The 21,783-nt window shown below is 28.4% G+C and carries 27 protein-coding genes; 3 read left to right on the plus strand and 24 right to left on the minus strand.

Annotated features, from left to right (window positions below):
- Position 1: 1 nt before the first annotated feature.
- The 21 genes from flhF to ALEK_RS14310 form a co-directional block, all read right to left on the minus strand.
- The gene (flhF, locus tag ALEK_RS14210; protein WP_071626923.1) at positions 2-1,168 is read right to left on the minus strand and encodes a flagellar biosynthesis GTPase FlhF; all 1,167 of its coding nucleotides are present in this window, start codon (positions 1,166-1,168) and stop codon (positions 2-4) included.
- Positions 1,165-1,557, minus strand: a complete 393-nt coding sequence (locus ALEK_RS14215; RefSeq protein WP_173424155.1) for a hypothetical protein — start codon at positions 1,555-1,557, stop codon at positions 1,165-1,167. The genes flhF and ALEK_RS14215 overlap by 4 nt, the downstream gene beginning before the upstream one ends.
- On the minus strand, positions 1,544-1,921 hold the full coding sequence (locus ALEK_RS14220; protein WP_071626921.1) for a hypothetical protein: 378 nt from the start codon (positions 1,919-1,921) through the stop codon (positions 1,544-1,546). The genes ALEK_RS14215 and ALEK_RS14220 overlap by 14 nt, the downstream gene beginning before the upstream one ends.
- 11 nt (positions 1,922-1,932) lie before the next feature.
- On the minus strand, positions 1,933-2,232 hold the full coding sequence (locus tag ALEK_RS14225) for a rod-binding protein (protein ID WP_071626920.1): 300 nt from the start codon (positions 2,230-2,232) through the stop codon (positions 1,933-1,935).
- On the minus strand, positions 2,232-3,008 hold the full coding sequence (locus ALEK_RS14230) for an OmpA/MotB family protein (protein WP_071626919.1): 777 nt from the start codon (positions 3,006-3,008) through the stop codon (positions 2,232-2,234). Before ALEK_RS14230 ends, ALEK_RS14225 begins: the two co-directional genes overlap by 1 nt.
- 9 nt (positions 3,009-3,017) lie before the next feature.
- Positions 3,018-3,773, minus strand: coding sequence for a motility protein A (locus ALEK_RS14235; protein WP_071626918.1), 756 nt, complete (start codon positions 3,771-3,773; stop codon positions 3,018-3,020).
- A 3-nt stretch (positions 3,774-3,776) separates the two neighbouring features.
- Positions 3,777-4,649, minus strand: coding sequence for a FliM/FliN family flagellar motor switch protein (locus tag ALEK_RS14240; RefSeq protein ID WP_071626917.1), 873 nt, complete (start codon positions 4,647-4,649; stop codon positions 3,777-3,779).
- Between the two features lie 18 nt (positions 4,650-4,667).
- Positions 4,668-4,976, minus strand: a complete 309-nt coding sequence (locus tag ALEK_RS14245; protein ID WP_071626916.1) for a flagellin — start codon at positions 4,974-4,976, stop codon at positions 4,668-4,670.
- A gap of 91 nt (positions 4,977-5,067) precedes the next feature.
- Positions 5,068-7,068 carry a tetratricopeptide repeat protein gene (locus tag ALEK_RS14250; RefSeq protein WP_071626915.1) on the minus strand — a complete coding sequence of 667 codons (2,001 nt, stop codon included), beginning with the start codon at positions 7,066-7,068 and terminating at the stop codon, positions 5,068-5,070.
- An 8-nt stretch (positions 7,069-7,076) separates the two neighbouring features.
- A complete protein-coding gene (locus ALEK_RS14255) occupies positions 7,077-7,406 on the minus strand; it encodes a coiled-coil domain-containing protein (protein WP_071626914.1) in 330 nt (109 codons plus the stop codon).
- Positions 7,407-7,459: 53 nt separating this feature from the next.
- Positions 7,460-9,652 (minus strand): flagellar hook-basal body complex protein, encoded by a 2,193-nt coding sequence (locus ALEK_RS14260; RefSeq protein ID WP_071626913.1) that lies wholly within the window; start codon positions 9,650-9,652, stop codon positions 7,460-7,462.
- A gap of 88 nt (positions 9,653-9,740) precedes the next feature.
- Positions 9,741-11,204 (minus strand): flagellar hook-basal body complex protein, encoded by a 1,464-nt coding sequence (locus tag ALEK_RS14265; RefSeq protein WP_071626912.1) that lies wholly within the window; start codon positions 11,202-11,204, stop codon positions 9,741-9,743.
- A gap of 9 nt (positions 11,205-11,213) precedes the next feature.
- Positions 11,214-11,900: a flagellar hook assembly protein FlgD gene (locus ALEK_RS14270; protein WP_071626911.1), complete on the minus strand. Its 687-nt coding sequence runs from the start codon at positions 11,898-11,900 to the stop codon at positions 11,214-11,216.
- A gap of 9 nt (positions 11,901-11,909) precedes the next feature.
- On the minus strand, positions 11,910-12,197 hold the full coding sequence (locus tag ALEK_RS14275) for a FliM/FliN family flagellar motor switch protein (protein WP_071626910.1): 288 nt from the start codon (positions 12,195-12,197) through the stop codon (positions 11,910-11,912).
- Between the two features lie 82 nt (positions 12,198-12,279).
- Entirely contained in the window at positions 12,280-12,942 is a 663-nt protein-coding gene (locus tag ALEK_RS14280; RefSeq protein ID WP_071626909.1) for a FliH/SctL family protein, read from the minus strand.
- Positions 12,942-13,949 carry a flagellar motor switch protein FliG gene (fliG, locus tag ALEK_RS14285; RefSeq protein ID WP_071626908.1) on the minus strand — a complete coding sequence of 336 codons (1,008 nt, stop codon included), beginning with the start codon at positions 13,947-13,949 and terminating at the stop codon, positions 12,942-12,944. Before fliG ends, ALEK_RS14280 begins: the two co-directional genes overlap by 1 nt.
- A 10-nt stretch (positions 13,950-13,959) precedes the next feature.
- A complete protein-coding gene (gene fliF / locus ALEK_RS14290; RefSeq protein ID WP_071626907.1) occupies positions 13,960-15,678 on the minus strand; it encodes a flagellar basal-body MS-ring/collar protein FliF in 1,719 nt (572 codons plus the stop codon).
- Between the two features lie 16 nt (positions 15,679-15,694).
- The gene (gene flgB / locus ALEK_RS14295; RefSeq protein ID WP_071626906.1) at positions 15,695-16,108 is read right to left on the minus strand and encodes a flagellar basal body rod protein FlgB; all 414 of its coding nucleotides are present in this window, start codon (positions 16,106-16,108) and stop codon (positions 15,695-15,697) included.
- Positions 16,108-16,827, minus strand: coding sequence for a flagellar hook-basal body protein (locus ALEK_RS14300; protein WP_071626905.1), 720 nt, complete (start codon positions 16,825-16,827; stop codon positions 16,108-16,110). The genes flgB and ALEK_RS14300 overlap by 1 nt, the downstream gene beginning before the upstream one ends.
- A gap of 9 nt (positions 16,828-16,836) precedes the next feature.
- The gene (locus ALEK_RS14305) at positions 16,837-17,874 is read right to left on the minus strand and encodes a hypothetical protein (RefSeq protein ID WP_071626904.1); all 1,038 of its coding nucleotides are present in this window, start codon (positions 17,872-17,874) and stop codon (positions 16,837-16,839) included.
- Between the two features lie 17 nt (positions 17,875-17,891).
- Positions 17,892-18,263 (minus strand): response regulator, encoded by a 372-nt coding sequence (locus ALEK_RS14310; RefSeq protein ID WP_071626903.1) that lies wholly within the window; start codon positions 18,261-18,263, stop codon positions 17,892-17,894.
- Positions 18,264-18,427: 164 nt separating this feature from the next.
- Here ALEK_RS14310 and flgG point away from each other — a divergent pair, with 164 nt between their 5' ends.
- The 3 genes from flgG to ALEK_RS14325 are packed head-to-tail and all read left to right on the plus strand — an operon-like array spanning position 18,428 to position 20,727.
- A complete protein-coding gene (flgG, locus tag ALEK_RS14315; protein WP_071626902.1) occupies positions 18,428-19,216 on the plus strand; it encodes a flagellar basal-body rod protein FlgG in 789 nt (262 codons plus the stop codon).
- Positions 19,217-19,232: 16 nt separating this feature from the next.
- Complete coding sequence (locus ALEK_RS14320) at positions 19,233-19,643, plus strand: hypothetical protein (protein ID WP_071626901.1); 411 nt, start codon at positions 19,233-19,235, stop codon at positions 19,641-19,643.
- Between the two features lie 10 nt (positions 19,644-19,653).
- On the plus strand, positions 19,654-20,727 hold the full coding sequence (locus ALEK_RS14325; protein ID WP_071626900.1) for a hypothetical protein: 1,074 nt from the start codon (positions 19,654-19,656) through the stop codon (positions 20,725-20,727).
- Positions 20,728-20,738: 11 nt separating this feature from the next.
- On the opposite strand, the gene rimM is transcribed toward ALEK_RS14325, so the two are convergent.
- The 3 genes from rimM to rpsP are packed head-to-tail and all read right to left on the minus strand — an operon-like array spanning position 20,739 to position 21,758.
- Positions 20,739-21,272 (minus strand): ribosome maturation factor RimM, encoded by a 534-nt coding sequence (rimM, locus tag ALEK_RS14330; protein ID WP_071626899.1) that lies wholly within the window; start codon positions 21,270-21,272, stop codon positions 20,739-20,741.
- A 5-nt stretch (positions 21,273-21,277) separates the two neighbouring features.
- A complete protein-coding gene (locus tag ALEK_RS14335) occupies positions 21,278-21,517 on the minus strand; it encodes a KH domain-containing protein (RefSeq protein ID WP_071626898.1) in 240 nt (79 codons plus the stop codon).
- Between the two features lie 13 nt (positions 21,518-21,530).
- Positions 21,531-21,758 carry a 30S ribosomal protein S16 gene (gene rpsP / locus ALEK_RS14340; protein ID WP_071626897.1) on the minus strand — a complete coding sequence of 76 codons (228 nt, stop codon included), beginning with the start codon at positions 21,756-21,758 and terminating at the stop codon, positions 21,531-21,533.
- Positions 21,759-21,783: the final 25 nt, after the last annotated feature.

Raw genomic sequence — 21,783 nt, forward strand, 5'->3', positions numbered from 1 at the left:
ACTATCTCCTAATACAAGAGTTATTCATAAAACAATCAATTAAAAAAGAAGTGTCAGATACAATTAAATCATCAGGAACATTTTGTCCAATTGAGAAATAAGTAATTGACTTTTTTGTTTTATGTGAAAAAGATATTAGGTTTCCGAAACTTTTTGTTTCATCTAATTTTGTAAAAGTTAAATAATCAATATTTAATCTTGAATAATTTGCATATATCTCTAATAAATCACTTTGTTTTACATTTGCAGGAAGAACTAAAATTTTTTCAATTGGTAAATCTTCTACTTTCTTTTGATACTCATTAATTAATTCAATTTTATCTATATCATATTGACTAGATCCCGCAGTATCTATAAATATGTAATTACAATCTTTTAATCTAAAAAGTGCTTCAGCTAAGCCTTCAGGTTTTTTTACAACTTCTAAAGGTAACCTCATTATATTAGTATACGCTTGTAATTGCTCAATAGCTCCAACTCTGAATGAATCTAAAGTAACAATACCAACTTTATAATTTTGTCCTAATTTATAAGCATATCTAGCTGCTAATTTTGAAATTGTTGTAGTTTTCCCAACACCAGTTGGCCCAACCATCATTATTATCTTTCTTTGATGTTTTCTTAATGGTATTTCATATTTAATAGGAATAATTCTTCTTAAAACTAATTTGAAAAAATCATTAACTTTTCTAGGATTTGATTTTAGTGATACAGGAAGCTGTTTTATAGTTTTTTTCATTATAGTATATGTCATTTCTTGATCAAATTCATTTTGCTCAAAAAGATTATATATATCAATAAATTCATGAGGAATAGTTAAATCATATAATTGACTTTTAGGATTCCATATTGATTTTTGTACTTGTTCTAATTTATCCTGCATTTTTAGAATTTCTTCTCTAAAATCATAAACTTGAGTTTGTATTGGTTTAGGATTTGGATTAGAAGTACTTGTAGTAGATTTAACTACAGCAGGTTTAGTATAAGCTAAATTTTTTTTATTATCTTCCTCTTCTAGAGCAACAACAACTTCATACATATTTTTTCCGTTGTCACTAGCATTTGATACTTTTTTTGTAGAAATAACAATTGCTTCTTCTCCACACTCTTCTTGTGCAAGACGTAAAGCGGCAGTTGGTGTTTCCCCTAAGAACGAAAGCATATTCATTTTAATCTTCCATCTTTGTATATTTTTTCAATTTTTCCATCTGCTTTTTTAATTCTTATAAATTGATCATTTTCAAAAATGATCTTACCTTTTTTTTCAATTTCTAAAGAACCGAACTTAAAAGTTACTGCTTCATTTCTATATTTGATAACATCTTTTTTACAAATTATTGAGTTTCTATTAATATAGTGAGTAGTAGTGTATTCATTATTTTGTATATCTTGTAAAGTTAATGGAACACAAGCTTTTTTTATTCTTGAGACATTAACTAAACGTAATTTTTTTATTGAAACTTTTTCTTCAAATTGAAATGCATCTTTTGCAACAACAACAGTTAAAGCATAAGAATTAATCGTCAATAAGGCAATAAGAACACTAAGCCTTAACATCAAAGATTTGCCCTCCATTAGCGGCAGTAATATCGTCAACTAAATCTTTGTACATTTGTTTTACAGGAAGTACAATACCAGCTAATCTTTTATTTAATTCATATAGTTCTCTTAAATCATCTTCTAAAGAATTAACTTTATCTCTATAAATATTAACATCAACACCTTCTTGCATTTTTGCAACAAGAGCTTGGTTTAATTGAGATTTCAAATCAGCAATTTCATTTATCATAATATGTTTTTCATCATTACGATCTAATAAACCTTCATGTTTGGCATTTTTAATATCTTCAATATCATGTTTTATTGACTCTTGCAAATCTGTTACAAGTTTAGACATTTTTTCTATAATTTCTTCAATCATAAATACCCCTATTATTTATTATTTCTCGATAAAAATTCATATAACATACTACTAATTCCCATAGAACCAGCAGAATTATCTGAAATAGCTTGTGTATACATACCTTTAATAATATCTGATCCAGCACCTTTTCCAGCTACACTAGTAGATTTTAAAGATATATCCATAATCTCTTTTAGAAAATAAGCTTCAAATTCATCACTTACTTCTTTAAGTTGTTTCTCTTCTAAATTGTCAGTTTTAACTTTATCAAAATCTTTTGCATTATTTATTGCTGACATATTTACTAAGTTATTACTATTAAGTTCCATTATTCCAACCTATCGAAGAAACTTTCTTCACTTAAAATATCATTTTGACTCTCTTGAGCAAAAAATCTCATTTCCACTCTTCTATTATCTGCTGAAACTTCACTTTTTGGATGATATGAAGCATATGCTGATACTTTTAAAATTGATGGATCTATTCTATTTTTAATTAATTCTTTTACAACTGCAATAGATCTTAAAGCCGATATATCCCAAGCATCTCTGGGAATTGAAGCACTTTTATTCCTATTTGTATCAGTATGTCCTATAATCTCAATATTAAAGCTTTGAGGCATAGTTCTAATTACTCTTGCAATTTTAGTAATAAATCTTTTAGCTGCAGGGTTACTTAGATTATATTCTCCCTCTTCAAACATAATTGTAGAAGGAATATCTAAAGTAAATTCATTTTTCCCTTTTTCAATTTGTATTTCTTCAAGTTCACTACTAGAATTAGAATTTATATCTTCAATAATTTCAGATACTTCTTCAGCTGCTTCTTCAGCTGGATTTTCACTAGAACCATCACTGTCATCATCTTCAGATGTACTTTTAGAGACATCATTCTTTTCTGTCTGAGTTTCTACAGATGTATTTTGGTCAATAAAGCCCATAGCTTTTTTCATTACTTCAAAATACTCTTCAACTTTTTTCTTATCCATAACTGCCATAGATAATAAAAGAATGAAGAATGTTAAAAGCAATGACATTAAGTCACCAAATTGAACTAACCAACCTGGTAAACATTTTTCACATTCAGGACACTTATCTTTAGCCATAATTTACTTCTAATCTTCAACTTCAGTTAAAATAGCATTTAACTGCATTTTTATATTACCAATTGATTCTTCAGCTGCAATCATTGAAGCACCTTTTATAATAACTTCACAAGCAACAACTTCTTTTGCATTCTTTTGTGCAAGTTTACTCTCAATAATACCAGCAAATAGTGTACCAACTAAAGCACCATACATTGTAGTAAGTAAGGCAACTGCCATTGCTGGACCAACTGCAGCTGGATCAGAAAGGTTTGCAAGCATTGCAACAAGACCAACTAGTGTACCAATCATACCCATAGCTCCTGCTGTTCCACCAATATTACCAAAAAGACCAATCATAGTATTGTGTCTTTTTTCCATATGTTCAAGTTTATATTCAAGTAAAGGTTCTAAAACTTCAGGTTTTGTTCCATCAACTAATAATTGAAACCCTTCTTTAAAGAAAGGATTAGCTTCTTCCATTACCTTTTGTTCAATCTGCATAACACCATGCTTTTTAATCTCAGTGGCATAGAATATAATTTTTTCAACTAATTCAGGTAAAGGCTCAACTTTTACTTCATTGAAAGCAACTTTTAGTGCAGGAGATACTCTTTTTAAATCTGAAGCTTCAAATTGTCCAGCAGTAACAGCAATAGTACCACCAATAACAATTACAACAGAAGGGACATCTATATAAGGCCCAAATCCAACTCCACCAAGAATAATAGCTAGGGCAACTAGTCCCCATCCACCACCTAATCCTGCTAAGGTACTTTTATCCATAAATTACAATCCTATTTGACTTAATCTTAAATCTTCATTACCAATTTTTTTGATTTTTAATCCAAACTTGCCTTCAACAATAACGGCTTCACCCTCGCCTATTTTAATACCATTAATTAAAACTTCTAAAGGTTCGTTAACCATTTGTTCTAACTCAATTATTTCTCCAACATCCCATTTTAAAATATCTTTTAATAAAACAATTTTTGTTCCAAGTCTAACACTTAGTTTCAATTTTACATCGTATAATAATTCAAGATTCTTTGGTGTTTGAATACTTGAAGTTGGGTTTAATGTTGGTGTTTCTGGCATTGGTGCAGCAGCTGCAGCACTTGGTGCAGAAGGAGTACTATCTTGTGCTCCTGTTATTGTTGAAAAGAAAGGTAAAATTATTTCATCAAAAGACAGAATAACTGGTAACTTTTCATCCCCTAAAGATACAATAAATTCAAAAGAGTTATTTTTTGAAGATAAAATATCACTCTCAACAATTTTTGAACCTACTACTTCTGATTTAATAGAGCTAACATCAGCAAAACCTTGTGCATTAACTGATGTACAAAAACTTCCACAAATATTAGAAACTATTTCATTAACTGCATCTGTAATTTCATCATCAATATGTTCTTTTAAATCACCCATACCACCAAGCATTAAGTACTCAAATTTAGTTGCACTTATAGTTGGTATATAAAAAAACCATGTTGAAGAAATATCTTTAAACTCAAATTTTACTTCACCTTCAATAAATTGAGATGATTCATAATTATCAAGAGATAAACTATTTACAGTATCTACTTGAGAACTATTTGATAATAACTGCTCTAACGTATTAGAAAGTTCTTCTTTAAATATATTTGATAAGTCAGATGCCAATTATATAAACCTTAATTTTTATTTTTGTGATTCTAATTCTTGTAAAAGATAAGCTTTTACTTTCATCATATCCTCAGTAGGATACTTATATTCAGCTTCACCCTTTGTAACTTTTACAAAAAAGTCTTTAGAACTTTTGTTATATCCAAACATGACATTATCTAAGATAACCTCATTTTTATCTATAATTTCTCTATTTCCAAGTACCTTTTTATATTCATCATCTTGGATAACTCTATCATTTTCACTGGTTTCATTAACTTTTTGTACTTTTTCGACATTGTTAAGTTTTGCATTGTCAATTTCCGCTATTCTTCCAAGCTCCATAATATCCTCCTTTTGATAGTTACTATTTTCAGATATTATAGCACAAATAAAATAAATTATTTAAGAATGGTTTTCATTTTCCTTTATAATATTAAAGTGATTCTAAATATTCATCAAAACCAACTAATCTAAAGTCAATTAAGGAATCTTTATATGCTTCTTTTATAAATTGCTTTGCACTAGTTATTTTTAGATCTTGAATAAGTTGAATAGCAGTTAAAAAGTCTGCATCTTTATCTTTTAATATTGCTTTAATTAAAGAAATTTGAATAGAAGCATCGTTGTATCTTCCAGCTTCTAATAAGGCTGCAACCATTAAATACATAGAATATTTGTCTTCTAATGCAAATTCATTTTGTAAATATTCTAAAGTTTTAATTGACTCATCAGGTTTATTAAAATGTAAATCTTTTAAAGCTTTTGTTCTAAGATAAGAAGGTGACATTTTACCTGCAATATTTAAATCTGCTTTTTTAAATAATCCTAATGCTTTTAAAATATCAACATAATATTGTGTAATTATTAAAGGACCTTCTAAAAAATTGTTATTTAATGATAAAGGTATAGTATCTTGTAATCTTGCATAATAAGCATATATATTTTCACCTTTTTTTCTATATACCAATCTCATTAAATATGTTAATGGATCCTTATAGTATTTAGATAAAAGTTCATGATTTACTGTAGCTTTGCCTTCATTCATTAAGTTTAAATAATCAAGAGCTTTATAAAAAATTGTTTTTTTATAAGCAAGTGCTTTAACTTCAGTTTTATACTCTTGATTAATAAATAATTTATAGATTTCTTTACCAAAATAGTTATACATTCCATCTTTTGATCGCACAACTGCATCAATATAATCTTTATCTTTTAATTTCACTTTTACTCTATTTGCAGTTATTAATGTCATTGAAGCATATAATTTATTCCCAGGGTTTAACTTATAAGCCTTCTCAAAATATTTTAATGCATTATGAAAATCACTAATTTGAGCATAAGATAGAGCTAAATTATAATAAATATAAGATTTTGTATCTTTCACAATTAGTTTTTTTAATTCAACCACTCTAATAATAGGATCAAGTTTAACAATTTTTAAAAACTTAGCATTGTACTCAACCATTTCTTCTAAATTTTCTAAATTATTAGAAGAATTAAATATAAAACCTTTTGAACTATCATAAATTATTTCTTCAGAATCAGAGAAAATAAATGGTGCAAAATAATAAATAAAATCTGCTTTACGATTAGCATCAAACTTTAATACAAAATCTAAATATTGTTTTGGTGTGTATTTATTTTGATTAAAATATATTTCTAAAGGTAATTCTTGATTTGTTTTAAAAAGAGATTTTCTTTTCTTTACCAAATCCAAATTGTCTCTAAGTCTATCAATATTATTAGCTTTTAAATCAGTAAAAACTCTAAACCAAACAATCTTATCTAGAGTATTAGGATTAATAGTACTCTCTTGTGCTTGAGATAAAAGAATATTTGCTTTTTCATAATTTCTCAATTTCAAATGTAATAAAGCTTTTTTTAATGGCAAAGCGTAATCCATAGATTTTAAAACTTTTAAAGCTCGTCTATACTCTTTTAAAATTATATAAGTATCGGCTAACATTCTTTTTGAATGTTCTGATAAACTTTTAAATTTTTTAGAAACTTTAATAATTCGATCTAAGTATTTATTATCTTTTGAAATTTGGTATAAGTAATAACAAGCTGCCATATAAGAGTATGTATTATTTGTGGCATTTTTTTTATTTTGATATATTTTATTTAAATAAACAATTGCATTATCAATTGAATTTAATTTATAATAAGCAATTCCAATATTTAAATATGAAGGCACTTCTATAGCTAAAGCAGTTTTCTTAAGTATTTCAATAGATTCATTGTATTTCTCTTTTTCTAAAAGTAAAACAGCTTTATTAAATTCAACCTGCAATGCTAAATTAGCTTGGGATTTTTTTAACTTATCATATTGAAAAATAATCTCTGGCTGCGATTCTATTAATTCTTTTTTAGCATATAAAGAACTACTTATAAATGTTATTAATAATATTTTATATACTAAATTCTTTTTCAAAATCCATCCTAAACCATAGTGTTAACTTGGGCATATAACTCTTCATTTCTACTTTCTAACTCTTCAACTCTATGTTTTAAATCCATATTTTCTAATCTTAAAGTTTGAAGATCATCCCTTGCAACTTGTAAATTATCATGACTATTTTTTAAAGTATTTGAACTAACTTTTGATTGTCTATCATACCTGTCAATTATTTTTTGTAGTTTTGCTATTTCATCTTCTAATAAGTTTTTTTCTTCATTTACTTTTCTATATAAAGATTTATGTACGTTAGTACTTGAGAAAAAATAAAGTAATAATATACCTATAATACCGATTAATAAAAAATTTTCCAAAATTATCCTAGTGTTAGTAAATAAAGTAAGAGAATTCTTACTTTATTTATTATTTATCTTTTTAAGTTGATTAGTGTGTTTAATAGCTGATCTGAAGTTGTAATAGATTTAGCATTTGCTTCAAAGGCTCTTTGGAATACCATAAGATTAACTAAACTCTCAGATAAATCTGCTGTACTTAATTCTAAAGTTTTAGTTTCAACTTTCGCAGTTTTATCATTATTAAGGTTAAAAATCGGTTCCCCAGATTCATTTGTTTTTGCTAATAAGTTGTCACCTGAAGGTGATAAACCTCTATTATTATTAAATAGTGCAATTGCAACTTGTCCAATAGCAAAATCTGCACCATCTTGTTTCATCATGATAAGACCTGTACTATCTACAGAAAACTCACCAAATGCAGAATCAGAAATTCCTAAAGTATCAAGTCTTAATTGTAATGAACCTTTAGTTGCAGTTTGATCTACTTTATTAATAATTTCAATAAACTCTGCGCCAGCACCGGCTCTTCCAGAGAAGTTGTTATTTTTATCAATTGGAGTAAATGCTGTACCAATAGCTGCAGGAGCAGCTGCTTCAATTGTAGTTTCAACATTTGCTTTTTTCATAATACCAGTAAAATCAACTTCATAGTTTTTATCTAAGTTTTCAATTACTAAGTTACCATTAACATTTTTTGCAACTACATAATCAGATAGATTATTTAGTACTGATGCATGTTGAGCACCTGTAGAATTATAAGTTCGTCCAGAAGTATTATTAATTGCAGCAACAATATCATCAATACTAGTAGCACTATCTAAGAAGATGTTTAAAGGCTGAGGAGGATTTGCTCCATCATTTGGAATAGGAATATTTTGCTTTAAATCTTTATCATAAATTGTAAGTCCATAAGTAAAATCCTGTTGAACACTTCCATCTTCTGCTAAACCTAAATCAGATTTAGTATATACATCTCTTTGTTTACCAGTTACTAATCTAGCTAATGCTTCTTTAGATGATTCTAATCCACCAATACCAGATCCTGATTGAGCTTCTACTTGAGTTAAAAAGTTACCTTGAATTGAAGATGAACTACCACCTGAAATTTCTCCAACTTCTGAAATAGTAAATGCTTTCCCTGGAATTAATGATTTAATCTGAATAATACCTTTTAACATTTGCTCTAAGTCAACTGTATTTTGTGCTAAAGTATCTGTATTTTCTAATACATCATTAATACCACCAACAGCATTATTCTCTTCTGCTACATATGCAACTAAACCTGCTTCTTTTTGAGACACTTCATTTGCTAGTCCCTTATAAGTCGCAATTCTACTTGCAAGTTTATTATAATCTTCTTCTTGTGCAGATGTTAAAACCCCAGTAGGGTCGGCTAATCCATAAGTAGCTCTAATATTTGTATCAGCATATAAATCTGTTTTTAATTGATCAGAAGCAGTTGTTGATACATAATTTTGAGATCTTTTGACACCATTTATTACTACATAAATTTGATCACCTTCTTTTGAAAGGTTAGTATCAGTAGGAGCCGATTTAAAGTTGATATTTGTAATTTGTGCTGTTGATGTTGCAGAAGTACCATCTGGTTCTTCTGATAATCTCTGTAACCAAGTTGCATAATCTTTAATAGCTTCTTCAATATCAGTTACTTTTGCACCTTTTGTCTTCATACCAGCACCATTAAATACAGTTTCTGAATCATTTTTTGCAGTTTGAGTATAATCAGTAGCTTTAGCAGTAATTGTTTCTACATATGTACTGTGTTTAATAATTCTTGACGATAATAACTTATTATAATCATTTGTGAAAGTACCTACGTTGGGATTAGTGCTAACAACATCTTTAGCTGTATCAATAGTTGTCATCATCCAACCTTGAACTTCATTTCCAGCTGAATCTTGAAGAGTACCATTGTCACCCATTCTGAAGTTTCCGGCTCTTGTATAGAAGTTCTCAGTTGTACCTGTTGCCCTTGTATTTGCAACAGTGAAGAAACCTTCACCACTTAAAGCCATATCATAAGATACACCTGTAAGTTTTAGGTTACCCTGAGTATAAAGTTTTTCAGCATCTAAAATTTTAGAACCTTTACCGATTCTATCTTGATACATTTGATCTGCAAATGATATTCTAGATGACTTAAATCCGATTGTATTTACATTGGCAATGTTATTTGACTCATTGTCTAATGCTTGTTGTTGTGACGATAATCCTGAGATTCCTGTCCATAGTGCCCCAATCATGATTTATCCTTTTATATAAAAAATGGTGAACATATATGTTCACATATTAATACTAATTAATAAGTACTAATATCTAAACAAAAAATAGCTATTTTCTTAAATTAATAGCTATTTTTAATAATTCATCTGATGTAGTAATTGATTTTGAATTCGCTTCGAATGCTTTTTGATAAACTAATAAGTTAGTTAAACTTTCCCCATTATCAGTATTACTTACTTCCAAAGATTTGCTATGTAAAGTATTAATATTACCCGCAAACTGAGGATCACCTGCTGGTAAAGTATCTTTAAACAAGTTATTACCTTGAGGATCTAAGCCTTGTTCATTTCTAAAAAATGCTGTTTGTAATTTTCCAACTAAAAACTTGTTATCACCATCAGCTAAATATAAAATTCCTTCTTCGATTGAAACCTCTCCAAAAGTGTATTCAGAGATATTTAAATCAGCTAATTTCATATTTATATTATTAACTTGTAAAGAAGCTTGATTAGCTAAAGAAATTGTACTTGTTATATCGATGAATTTTGCATCAGCAAGTTCAATTGCATCTTGTAATGCTTGTCTTGAACTAAGAACTACTCCATAACCTGTACCAAGACTTTGATTCTGTACTTGATTAATTGCAGCAGCTTTATCATTAACAGCAGCATCATATATAGAGATTTCTTTTGCAGGAACTAATGACTCTACAGTTACTTTTCCAACAGTAGTATCAACAGTACCTTTCATTCCTTGTATTTTAGATATCTTATCTGCAAATAATCGCATTGTTGTATCAACATCAGTATCAAATTGTTGTCTTACTTCTTGATTATTAATATTTATTTTTATGAAATCATTTTTATTATCTAATTCAGAAATATAACTAGAAAAATCTAAACTTGTAATTTGTTTTTTTGATTCACTAGCTGTTTCAGTTGAAGTAGTTTTATATAAACTAAGTTTATCTTTATAATCTGAAACCAGTGCTTCAATATCATTAATTTTAGATGAAGCAGATTTGTATCCATCACCACTAACACCACTATCTTTTGCAGATTTAGTATAATCGCTAACTCTAGAATTTACAGTTTGCAAGAAGTTTTCATTTGCTATATTTTCACTAGCAATAAAAGTAGTATGAATACTACTAATTTGAGTAATTGTTGGATCACTTGAAATAACTGTTGCTGGAGGAGGAGTCAAACCTTGAACATGTAATCCATCTGGAGTTTGAAGTAATCCATCAGCACCCATTTGAAAGTTACCAGCTCTAGTATAAAATCTTTCATTTGAAGAAGGTTCAGTTAACATAAAATAACCTTTTCCTTCAATACCAACATCATAAGCATGACCTGTAGGTTTTATGTCACCTTGTTCAAATCTTTTAAATACAGTTTCAATTTGAGTACCTGTACCTCTACCATCACCTTTATACATTAAATCTTCAAATCTAATATCACTAGCTTTATAACCAGGAGTATTAGTATTTGTTGAGTTATTAGACTCAGTACTTATTGCTTTTTCAAAAGTATTAATTCCCGAGAATCCATTCCATAATCCACCAATCATAATAAGACCTTAGAATATTTTTGTTACTTGAGAAAAAGGAATAGATGTTAGTTCATCTGAATACACAGGAACACTATCACCAACTAAATCATATTTATGGTCTGAAATTTCTTTATTATTACTATCAAGAATAACAAGTTTTCCATCTTTAACTAAAGGAACACCTGGCTCTTGTAAAGCAATTTTATTTCCAGTTTTTTCACCATCAGCACCGATAATTTCACCACTAGCATTATAATTAACTAATGTACTTTTTGTATCATCATCAGCATCAGTTAATTTAACTCTATTTTCAAAAAATAAAATTTGCTGAGCTTTTACTTGAACATCTCCAGCAACATTTTCAATAGATCTTACTGTATAAGCTTTATTAATACCATTTTCACCAATATTACCATCTTCAACATTACGACCAATTACACTTGCCGCATTTGATAAAGCAGATTGAGTAAAAGAAGTTTGCAATGTCTTCATAGAAGCTGCTAATTCTTGATTAGTATTGATTGTTGACATCTGCATTTGTGTTTGAAGCATTTGTTTAGAATCCATAGGTTTTGTAGGATCTTGAAGTTTAAGTTCTTGAATCATTAATTTTAAGAAGTCATTATTAGTTAATTCATCATTAGCAATAGAACTAGTATATGAATTACCATCAACACCTGTATTTGTATTTACTGTTACACCATCACTTGCCATTTTAAACTCCTATCTTAAGTTTTCTTCAAAGAAGTATCTTACAACATTATCTGAATCCATTGCATCTTGTACTCTTACTGCTAATTTATCGTCGATTACAATAATATCACCAGTACCTACAATTCTTGAATTCACATAAATATCACCACCAGAACCAGCAATTTTATTTAATGAGATTATATCTCCATCACTTAATTTAAGAAATTCTGCTATTGTAATGTCTGAATTACCAAGCATTACATCTACAGTAATTTCTGCATCAACTAGTATGTCATAATCTCTTTCGCTAATTTCCATGTCTAAACTTTTTTTTAATATATACAATTTTGATATATTATATCATAAAGTTTTAATATTCTAGTAGGTTTTGGGGTATTAACTAAATAACAGTATCTAGTGTTTCTAACATAGAAGCAACTTTAGATTCAATGTTTCCATCAAAGTTTCCAAGGTCACTTGCAATAACTACTCCACCAGCTGAAACATTCGCATCTTGTCGTAATTCAATAAAAGGTTCTAAAGATAAATCATTTTTTAAGATTTCATAATCTTTAGGATTTAAGTGAATTTGTATTCGTGAAGCAGTTTTAATCTTATCTAATAAGTGAGTAATTGTTTGTTTAGCAATTTTTGAAGAGTTTTCACCAATTTCAATACTAATTATTTTTTGAGCAATAGAAACTGATGTTTTTAAAAGTTTTGATTCCATTTGAAAAGTAGCTTGTTCAAAGAATGCAGCATAATGCTTTAAGTCTTTAATTGCTTGAACAACTTGTGCATCAATATCTCTACTTTGAACTCCACCATTTTCTATATTTGAAATTCTACTTGATATTTGACTAATCTGAGAGCTCAGATTTCTTACTTCACTCAATAAAGGATCAGTATTACCGTTAATCTCTCTTGTATCTAAAACAGGCTGAGTTGTAGGAGCAACTTCAGCAGCTGCTTGATTATTAATAAAATTTCCCAATTCATATTTTTGAACTGAATCATTATTATTTAATACTTTTGCATTTGAGTGTACGTTATTAGTAGCCATTATTCTTCCATTTCTCTATCAATCACACCATCTTCAATCATCTTTTGTGCAACATCTAGCATTTTTCTTTGAGACGATTCAATATCTTTAATTTTAACTTTATTTAACATTTCAAATTCTTCTTTAAATCTATCTCTAGCTCTTTGAGACATAGCACTTGTAACTTTTTCCATGTCTTCTTCTGTTGCATTTTTCATGGCAACTGCGACATCACCAGTATCAACATTTTGTAAGATTTTCATTACATATTCAGTTTCTAAATTTAATAAATCTTCGAATACGAACATATTCTCTTTAATCTTAGTAGCAAGTGAAGTATCGACACCATTAATATTTTTAAGAATGTCCTGTGATTTAGGACCTAATCTATTTAACATATCTGCAACAACTTTTACCCCGCCAACATCAACAATAGATGATAATAGAGATTCCAGTTTTTTCTCTAAAACCTCAGAAATAGTTCTAACAACATCAGGAGAAACATCCTTGATTGTTGCCATTTGCATTGTTACTTTAACTCTAACCTCTTCATCTAGTTGCATTAAAACTTCTGCTGATTTAGGAGCTTCCATATGTGACAAAATTACAGCAATAGTATGAGGAGATTCATCCTTAATAAAGTCTGATAATTGTTTTGGATTAATTGCATCTAAGTAAGAGAAAGATTGAGATGCTAATTTAAGTCTTGATAATTTTGCAAGTACTTCGTCTGCTTCTCCTTTTCCTAAAGATTTATATAAAATATCTCTAGCAAAATCATATCCACCAGAACTAATAAATGTTTTAGATCTTGTATATAGATGAAACTCTTCTAAAATTGCTAATGAAGTGTCTTTATCAATAGATGCAATTTGTGTAATTGCTGTGGAAATATCCTCAACTACATTTTTAGGTAAATGCTGAAAAATCTTTACAGTAGATTCTTCTCCAATAAGAACAAAAAATCTTGCGACTTTGTCCATCATTGACATTCCCTTTAATACATCATGTAAATTATCTTCTGCCATATTTATTTACCTACTTAAATTTTTCATCACCCTCAGAAAGTAACAATTCAATCATATTGGCTACTTCATTAGGGTTATTATTTATTTCTTTATCTAACTCTTCAATTAATACTTCATACTTAGCAGCTGATTCTTCATCAAGACCTTCAATATTATTAAGAATTTGACTTTTTACTTTTGTTTTTAATCTACCTTGTGCGGAATCATGATCAAATTCATCTTCATAACTATTTAACATGCCATCAGCAGATTCCAAATCCCCATCTTCAGCATTTGCTTTTTTATCACCTAATATTACAACTTCATGATTTACAATAAATTTCTTATAGAAAACAAATAATAATATCGCAGCAATTAAATATTGAATATATTCACCAAACTCTTTTAATAAAGATTTAATCATAGCAAAGGTATCCATTGAACCACTAGATTCACTAACAAGTGGATTCCCATCAGCATCAACTTTAGCAGTCATAGTCCCCAAAGGTTGCATACCTAAAAATTTAAAGTCTTTAACAGTAACATTATCTCCACGTTTTGGATCATAACCAATCGTATCTTGAACTATAGATTGAATTGATTTTAAAAAGTCTTCTTTATTTTCAATATCTTTTAATATTGAAGAATCAAAAGAAACTCCAGCTGTAATTCTTTTGATTCTAGAGTAATTATTATCTTTTTGTTTAATGATTTTTTTAGAAATTTCATAATTAGTAACAGTATTTGTACCTTCACTATTAGATGATGAATTAGAATTTCCGCCAGCACCACTTGGAGTTTGAATATTATTGTCAACTCCAGCAACTCCCCCAGCACTTGAACCAGTTCCTTGAGAAGAAGAAACATTTTCAATAACTTGCTGTGCTCTTATTGTTCCTTCTGGATCATAAATTTCTTCTTCAATATCTTGCATAATGAAATCTAAACCAACAGTAACTCTTGCAACTACTCTACCAGGACCTACAAAAGGCTCTAAAACTTCAATGATCTTTTTTTCGTAATCATCTTCAAGCTTTTGTTTATATTTATTTTGAGAATATGATTTTTCATTTGCCATATCATCTTTTGATTGCTCTAACAAACTACCATCTTGATCAATTAACTGGATATTATCTTCTTTTAAATCAGAAACTGCAGAGGCAATAAAATTTTTAATACCATCAACTTGTTTTTGAGTCAAAAATATACCAGGTTTTAAAGATAAAACAGCAGAAGCTGTTGGCATAGTTTTTCTTTCAGTAAAGATAGAATCTTTAGGAATTGCAATTTTAACACTTGCTCTTAAAACACCTGTTAATGATTCTAAAGAACGAGATAGTTCTCCTTCTAGAGCTCTTAGGTATTTTACTTTATTTTCAAAATTTGTAGTACCTAATGAAGATTTTTCAAAAATCTCCCATCCAACATGTTTACTTGTAGATGCTTCACTAGTTACTAATTTAATTTTTGCAATATTAATAAATTGTTTTGAAGTTTTTAAGGTAAGATTATTACCTGTTCCAATTACGGAAAATGCAATTCCTGAAGCTTCTAATTCATCACTTGCAAGCATTACTTGTGATTTTGTTAAATTTGAAGCAATTGTATAATTTAACTTTTTATCTTCAGCTTTAATATTTGAGTAAACAAGTAGTCCTATTAAAAGAATAAATAAAAGAGAGAAACCTCCAATAATAACGGCTCTTTGAGCAGCGTTTAAATTATTTATAAATTTTAAAAGTTGATCCATTTATTAGCTACCCTAATTAATTTTTAGCAGATGATTCAATAACTGATCTAAATAGTCTTGAATCTTTTTTGATTGATGATTGAAGTGCATCAAAAAGCATTTTGTTTTTTGACATTTCACCCATTTGAGTATCTAGACTCACATTATTACCATCATTTTGTTCTTCTAATCCTTGAACTTCAATTAGTTTAGGATTTTGAATATTATTTACAGCATTTACATTTGAGAAATGAGTAGATGAAGTTTTTGCCATTTGTAATACTGGCGTATTTTTAGATGTAGCTTTATCAAGTTCATGATCAAAAACTAAATCCTTTGTTTTATAGTTAGGTGTATTAATATTAGCTATATTACTTGTAATAACTTTTTGTCTTTCACTACGAAAGTCTAATTGAGAAAAAAGTGTACTTGTTACATTACTTGCTTCCATTATCTAGTATTATTCCCTATTTTATCTATTATTTTTGAATTAATTTCATCAATACTACTCATAGCTTTCTGAGATTGTTCAAACCGTCTATGTGCATCAATTAATTGAACCATTGAAGTAACTGAATTAACATTTGATTTTTCTATTGAACCTTGAACTAATAAACCATCAGTATTTTCAAATATTATTCTATCATTTGCATTTACCATTTGATATGTATTATCACCGATTTTATTTAAATTAGAATAAGGAGTTTGAATAACTCCAATATTTTGTTCAAATCCATCTTCAGCAACAATTGGTTCATTATCAGGATTTAAAACATTATTCCCATTCGAATCAACTAAAAACCCATCTTGAATTTTAAATGCACCATCACGTGTATATACAATATCACCATTAGCATTTTGCACTTTAAAAAAAGTATCACCTTGTTGTAATGCAAAATCTAATGCATTACCAGTTGGAGCAATTGGTCCCATTTCACTATTAATAAATTTACTATCAATCTTTGGAACATTATTCATAACTATATTTGCTTTAGTAGGCGTTTTACCTTCATTTTGCATTCGTTCTAAATAATAATTAAAAGTTGTCTCAGTTAACCCTTCTTGCTTAAAACCATTAGTATTAATATTTGCTAAATTATTACTAATTTGATCTAATCGGTTAATTTGATTAACCATTGATCCAGCAAGAGGATATGTACCTTGATTCATAATTTACCTTTAGTTTCCAAATTCAGCGATTAGCTTGTCTAAATCTTCGCCAATTAAATCATTATTATCATCACCGTGAATATGTCTAGCTACAACAATATCTTTAGAATCATCTTCATCTTCAAATAAATTATTTAAATAAGAAGATAGCTTTTTAATAACTGCCATAACTCTTTCAATTTTCTGTCTATTAATATCATTAAACTGCATTAATTCCATGGCTTCAAAGATTTTCATATCTTCATCATTCATAGCATTTTTTAATCCAGTTAAACTTTCATTAACATTTTGAATTTCACCTAAGTGTTGTTCAAAAACTTGAATATTAGGAAATTTACTGTGCAATGAGTTAAGAAGATTCGTTTGTGAGCTAAGAAAAGACTCAACTTCAGTAATTTTACTTCTACATTCATTGTTATTATCTAATCCAAGACTTAAAACGTCAAAAATTTGTCCAACTTTTTCTTCCGAATCATTTGCAACTTGATTTAACTGTGATACAACTTTTGTATCTTTTTCAGCAGGTAAAGGAAATATACCTTCATTAATTTTTGAGTCTGTCCAATCTCTAACAATCTCGTCTTTATCTTTATCACTAAATGTTTCTTTTTGCTTAGGTACTGAGACAACTTCCTCTTTAACTTCAGGTTCATTATCAATAACACCATCAATTCCAGATAAAATATCATCAAAGTTTTCTAAATCTAAAGATTCTTCTTCAACAACAGGTGTTGGTTCAACTACAGAAGTAGGTTCTTCTAAATCTTTTAATAAATCATCAATATCACTATTGTTAACTGTTTCGTTAACTGCCATTTCTGAAATATCTAAATTTTCAGGAGAACTAACTTCTTCTATAACATTATCAAGATCAATAGACGCAGTAACTTCAGGTTCTACAACATCACTTGTAGAAGAAATAAGTTCATCAATTTCATTACTGCTTAAATTAGCCTCTTCTGAAGCAGTTTCTTCGGGTTCACTAGCATCATCTGCTATATCTAAACCATTCATTAGTGCTTCAATTTCTTCCTGACTCATACTCATAACAATACCTTATCTTATTATTTTTTTAATACCCCATCAAGCTTTTCTTTTAATATTTCTGCATTAAAAGGTTTAACAATATAGTTATTAACACCTGCTTTTAAAGCTGTAATAACCTCGCCCTTTCCACCTTCTGTTGTAATCATAATAATTGGAGTCTTTTGATGTGCACCCTCACCTCTTGTTTTCTTAACTAAATCAAGACCGTTCATATTTGGCATATTCCAGTCTGTTAAAATCACATCATAATGAGACTCACAAAGAAGTTTCCATGCTTTAACACCATCTTCCGCTTCATCGAAATCATCTTTTGCAAATCCTAATTGCATTACAACATTTCCGATAATTCTTCTCATTGTCGAACTATCATCAACTATTAGAATTCTCATCATTTAACCCTTTTTGTAGTATTTCTTTCAAATAACTATCATTATATATAATTTGTTTTAAATTTATACTTAATATTGTAATAAAATAATTATATAGATTTATCTAATTTTAATTGTTCTTAAAATATAATAATTGAATATCTAATAATCTAAAGGAAAAGTATATGCTTAGAGGACTATATACAGCTGCAACAGGAATGAACTCAATGCAGCATCAAATTGATGTAACATCAAACAATATTGCCAATGTAAACTCTACAGGATTCAAGCAAGATAGAGCTGAATTCCAAGATCTTATGTATGAAACATTGAACTATGCAGCAGGTCAAACTTCTCAAACTACTACAAATCCAACAGGAATCGATGTTGGTTTGGGGGTTAGAATTTCAGGAATTCAAAAAAACTTTACAGAAGGTGACTTAAAACTTACATCAAACCCTTTAGATATGGCCATTGAAGGAAAAGGATTTTTTCAAATTACTCTACCTAATGGTGAAACAGCATATTCAAGAAATGGTACATTCAAATTAAATGATGAAGGTACAATAGTAAATGGAAATGGATATCCTTTAAGTCCTCAAATTGTTGTTCCAAACAATGTTGTAAAAATTACAGTAGGAAAAGATGGAACAATGACTGCAACAGACCCTCAAACTGAGGCAGTTGTAAATCTAGGTCAAATTGAAATTGCTGACTTTATTAATCCTGCGGGACTTGCTCCTATGGGAGAATCATTATACAAAGAAACTGAAGCATCAGGAGCTGCAATTACAGGTAATCCATCAACTGCACAATTTGGTAATACAAGACAAGGTATGATTGAACTGTCAAATGTAAAACTAGTAAATGAGATGGTAGATTTGATTACTGCACAAAGAGCTTATGAAGCAAATTCAAAAGCTATTACAACTACGGATAGTATGTTGGATACGGTTAATAGATTAAAAAGATAGGTTAGTTAAATAAAGTATGGATTTAGATGAACTAAAGAAACTTCGTGAAGAAAATTTTTTATCTCATAAAAAGAAAAAAAGAGAATATTATTTAAAAAATAAAGCAAAGAAGAAAACTCCTAAAAAAGTTATTGACTATGAGAAAGAATTAGCAGATGGTGGATTTGCAAATAAAATAAAAGAAATTGCAAAAGCACAAAAAGCTCATGTTGATGATAGAAAAGAACTTATAATTGCTAAAATAAATGAGTATAAAGATAAGAAAAAAGAGTATTATGAAGAAAATAAAGAAAAAAGATTAGAATACGATAAAGAGTATAGGGAAAAGAAAAAAGAAGAACTAAGAGAGTATAGAAGAGAATATTATAAAAAAAATAAAGAAAAAATATTAGCTAAACAAAAAGAAAAAAGAAAAAGTTCACAATAAAGAGTAAATAATGGCAGAAGAAAACATTGAAGATAGTTTAGAATTAATTGAAGACACTCCTCAAAAAGATAATAATGATGAATCATCAACTAATGATTCTTCTAGTCAAAACAGTGATGAGAATAAAGAATCAACAGAAAACAATAATGAACAAGAGTTTGGGAAAAAGAAAAAAAAGAATATTCTAAAACTTGCTTTATTTGGATTAATTGGGCTACTAGGTCTTGTATTACTATCTGGTATTGTTATGTATTTCCTTGGAGTTTTTGATGCACCTGTAGAAGAAAAACCAAAAATGGAAAAAATACAAAAAGTTGAAGTAAAAGAAAAAGATGACTATAAATTTGATCTAAAAGAAATAAATACTTCAAAACTAAATAAACAATTAGCACAACTTACTAATAAAAGTATAAAAGAAAATAAAGAGAGTGAACGTCTTGAAAAGCTTGAAGAAGAAAAAGCAATTCTAGAAAAAGAAAAAGAGAGACAACAAAAAGCTCTAGCTGATGCTGAAGAAGTTTTATCAGAAGAAAAAATGAAACTTGAAAGTAAAAAAGAAGAACTTGAAAAACAAAAAGAAGAACTTGAAACTCTAAAAAAAGAAGCTTTATTATTAAAAGAGCAGATGATTCAAGAGAAATTTATGCTTGAAGAAGAAAAAGAAAAACTTATTTTAAATCAAATAAATTTAGAAAATACAAAATTATCATTAGAAGAGAAAAATAAAGAAGAAGAAATTCTTCAGAAACAAGAAGAACTAGTAAAAAAAGATGAAGAAATAAAAGCTGAGAATACGCCTACAATAATGAAAGAAGAAATGAATAATAATACTTTTTTATTATTGATTAATGTAGCAAGTGTAAAAGGTAATTTATATAAAGATTATTTAGATTCAATAACAAGTATTTCAAGTGATGTTAAACTATGTAGAGATGACGTTAATAATATAGAAGTATATTATGGCCCATTTGAAGATAAAATGTCTAGAAAAGCTTTATTTGATAAGTTAATCGAAAATAATTTTGATAATGCTTTTGAAGTGGAATTAACGAAAGAAGAGTTTAATAAAAGATGTAATTACTAATTTAGAAAACTTTATGAGTTTTCTAAAATATCGTAAGCGTCTTTTACTGTAATTTTTTTCTCATCTACATTAACCTCTAAAACATATTGATTAAAGATATGAGGTAATAAAAAAGTTTTAGGTAATTCTTTTTCTACAAGAGTACTATCTGTAGTAATTTCTAAATAGTCACTAGTTGGATATCTATGAACATCAACTACTTTTCCTAATTTTAAATCCTCTTCATACACATCACAATCTATTAAATCAAACCAAAAAAATTCATTTTCAGCTAATTGGCAATTATTTCTAGTTTGTTCTGGAGTAGAAAAAAGTTCTTGATTAGTAAGTTTCTTTGCAAGATCTACATCATCATAATTTTCAAATTGTACAATTTCTCTTGTTGCACTATAATCTTTAATTACAAGATTTAGATTTCTGTTAGTTAAAAAAGATGAACCGTTTTTAAACTGCTCTGGGAAGTCAGAGTCAATAAAAAGTTTTACATGACCTTTTAGACCTACTGTCTTCCCTAATTTTGCTACATATACATTATCTTTATTCATAGACACTATCTTGCTACCACTTGTATTTTATATGAAATACCATCTTTTGCTTTGCAACCATTTGCCATAGTTTTCAAAGCATTAATCATATTTCCATTTTTTCCAATTAATTTACCAATATCAACACTATTTGCCACAATTGTAATTTCAGCGAAAGTATCGTCGATAACTTCTTTTGTAACTTCAACATCAGCTGGTACACTAACTATAAGCTTTGCATAGTTTTCTATAAATTTGATAATCATAAGAAAGCTCTAATTACTTAGCAGCTAATTTAGCAACTTTTTCAGATGGTTTAGCACCAACGCTTAACCAGTAGTTATATCTTTCTTCATCAATTTTTAATACTTTTGGCTCTGCAACTGGGTTAAAGTAACCAATTGATTCAATCCAACCTGAATCTCTTCTTTTTCTTGAGTCTGTAACAACGATTCTGTAAAATGGTTTCTTGTTTCTACCCATTCTTGTTAATCTAATAGTAGTCATATTCTTTTCCTTTAAATTTTGTTTT

Origin of the sequence: Poseidonibacter lekithochrous, assembly GCF_013283835.1 — a bacterium.
Taxonomy (GTDB): Bacteria; Campylobacterota; Campylobacteria; order Campylobacterales; family Arcobacteraceae; genus Poseidonibacter; species Poseidonibacter lekithochrous.

Bases quoted from the DNA above. Each gene is read 5' to 3' on its own strand.
- flhF (WP_071626923.1), bottom strand. From the start codon at position 1,168: ATGAATATGCTTTCGTTCTTAGGGGAAACACCAACTGCCGCTTTACGT.
- ALEK_RS14215 (WP_173424155.1), bottom strand. From the start codon at position 1,557: ATGTTAAGGCTTAGTGTTCTTATTGCCTTATTGACGATTAATTCTTAT.
- ALEK_RS14220 (WP_071626921.1), bottom strand. From the start codon at position 1,921: ATGATTGAAGAAATTATAGAAAAAATGTCTAAACTTGTAACAGATTTG.
- ALEK_RS14225 (WP_071626920.1), bottom strand. From the start codon at position 2,232: ATGGAACTTAATAGTAATAACTTAGTAAATATGTCAGCAATAAATAAT.
- ALEK_RS14230 (WP_071626919.1), bottom strand. From the start codon at position 3,008: ATGGCTAAAGATAAGTGTCCTGAATGTGAAAAATGTTTACCAGGTTGG.
- ALEK_RS14235 (WP_071626918.1), bottom strand. From the start codon at position 3,773: ATGGATAAAAGTACCTTAGCAGGATTAGGTGGTGGATGGGGACTAGTT.
- ALEK_RS14245 (WP_071626916.1), bottom strand. From the start codon at position 4,976: ATGGAGCTTGGAAGAATAGCGGAAATTGACAATGCAAAACTTAACAAT.
- ALEK_RS14260 (WP_071626913.1), bottom strand. From the start codon at position 9,652: ATGATTGGGGCACTATGGACAGGAATCTCAGGATTATCGTCACAACAA.
- ALEK_RS14265 (WP_071626912.1), bottom strand. From the start codon at position 11,204: ATGATTGGTGGATTATGGAATGGATTCTCGGGAATTAATACTTTTGAA.
- ALEK_RS14270 (WP_071626911.1), bottom strand. From the start codon at position 11,900: ATGGCAAGTGATGGTGTAACAGTAAATACAAATACAGGTGTTGATGGT.
- ALEK_RS14275 (WP_071626910.1), bottom strand. From the start codon at position 12,197: ATGGAAATTAGCGAAAGAGATTATGACATACTAGTTGATGCAGAAATT.
- ALEK_RS14280 (WP_071626909.1), bottom strand. From the start codon at position 12,942: ATGGCTACTAATAACGTACACTCAAATGCAAAAGTATTAAATAATAAT.
- fliG (WP_071626908.1), bottom strand. From the start codon at position 13,949: ATGGCAGAAGATAATTTACATGATGTATTAAAGGGAATGTCAATGATG.
- fliF (WP_071626907.1), bottom strand. From the start codon at position 15,678: ATGGATCAACTTTTAAAATTTATAAATAATTTAAACGCTGCTCAAAGA.
- flgB (WP_071626906.1), bottom strand. From the start codon at position 16,108: ATGGAAGCAAGTAATGTAACAAGTACACTTTTTTCTCAATTAGACTTT.
- ALEK_RS14300 (WP_071626905.1), bottom strand. From the start codon at position 16,827: ATGAATCAAGGTACATATCCTCTTGCTGGATCAATGGTTAATCAAATT.
- ALEK_RS14305 (WP_071626904.1), bottom strand. From the start codon at position 17,874: ATGAGTATGAGTCAGGAAGAAATTGAAGCACTAATGAATGGTTTAGAT.
- ALEK_RS14310 (WP_071626903.1), bottom strand. From the start codon at position 18,263: ATGAGAATTCTAATAGTTGATGATAGTTCGACAATGAGAAGAATTATC.
- flgG (WP_071626902.1), top strand. From the start codon at position 18,428: ATGCTTAGAGGACTATATACAGCTGCAACAGGAATGAACTCAATGCAG.
- ALEK_RS14320 (WP_071626901.1), top strand. From the start codon at position 19,233: ATGGATTTAGATGAACTAAAGAAACTTCGTGAAGAAAATTTTTTATCT.
- ALEK_RS14325 (WP_071626900.1), top strand. From the start codon at position 19,654: ATGGCAGAAGAAAACATTGAAGATAGTTTAGAATTAATTGAAGACACT.
- rimM (WP_071626899.1), bottom strand. From the start codon at position 21,272: ATGAATAAAGATAATGTATATGTAGCAAAATTAGGGAAGACAGTAGGT.
- ALEK_RS14335 (WP_071626898.1), bottom strand. From the start codon at position 21,517: ATGATTATCAAATTTATAGAAAACTATGCAAAGCTTATAGTTAGTGTA.
- rpsP (WP_071626897.1), bottom strand. From the start codon at position 21,758: ATGACTACTATTAGATTAACAAGAATGGGTAGAAACAAGAAACCATTT.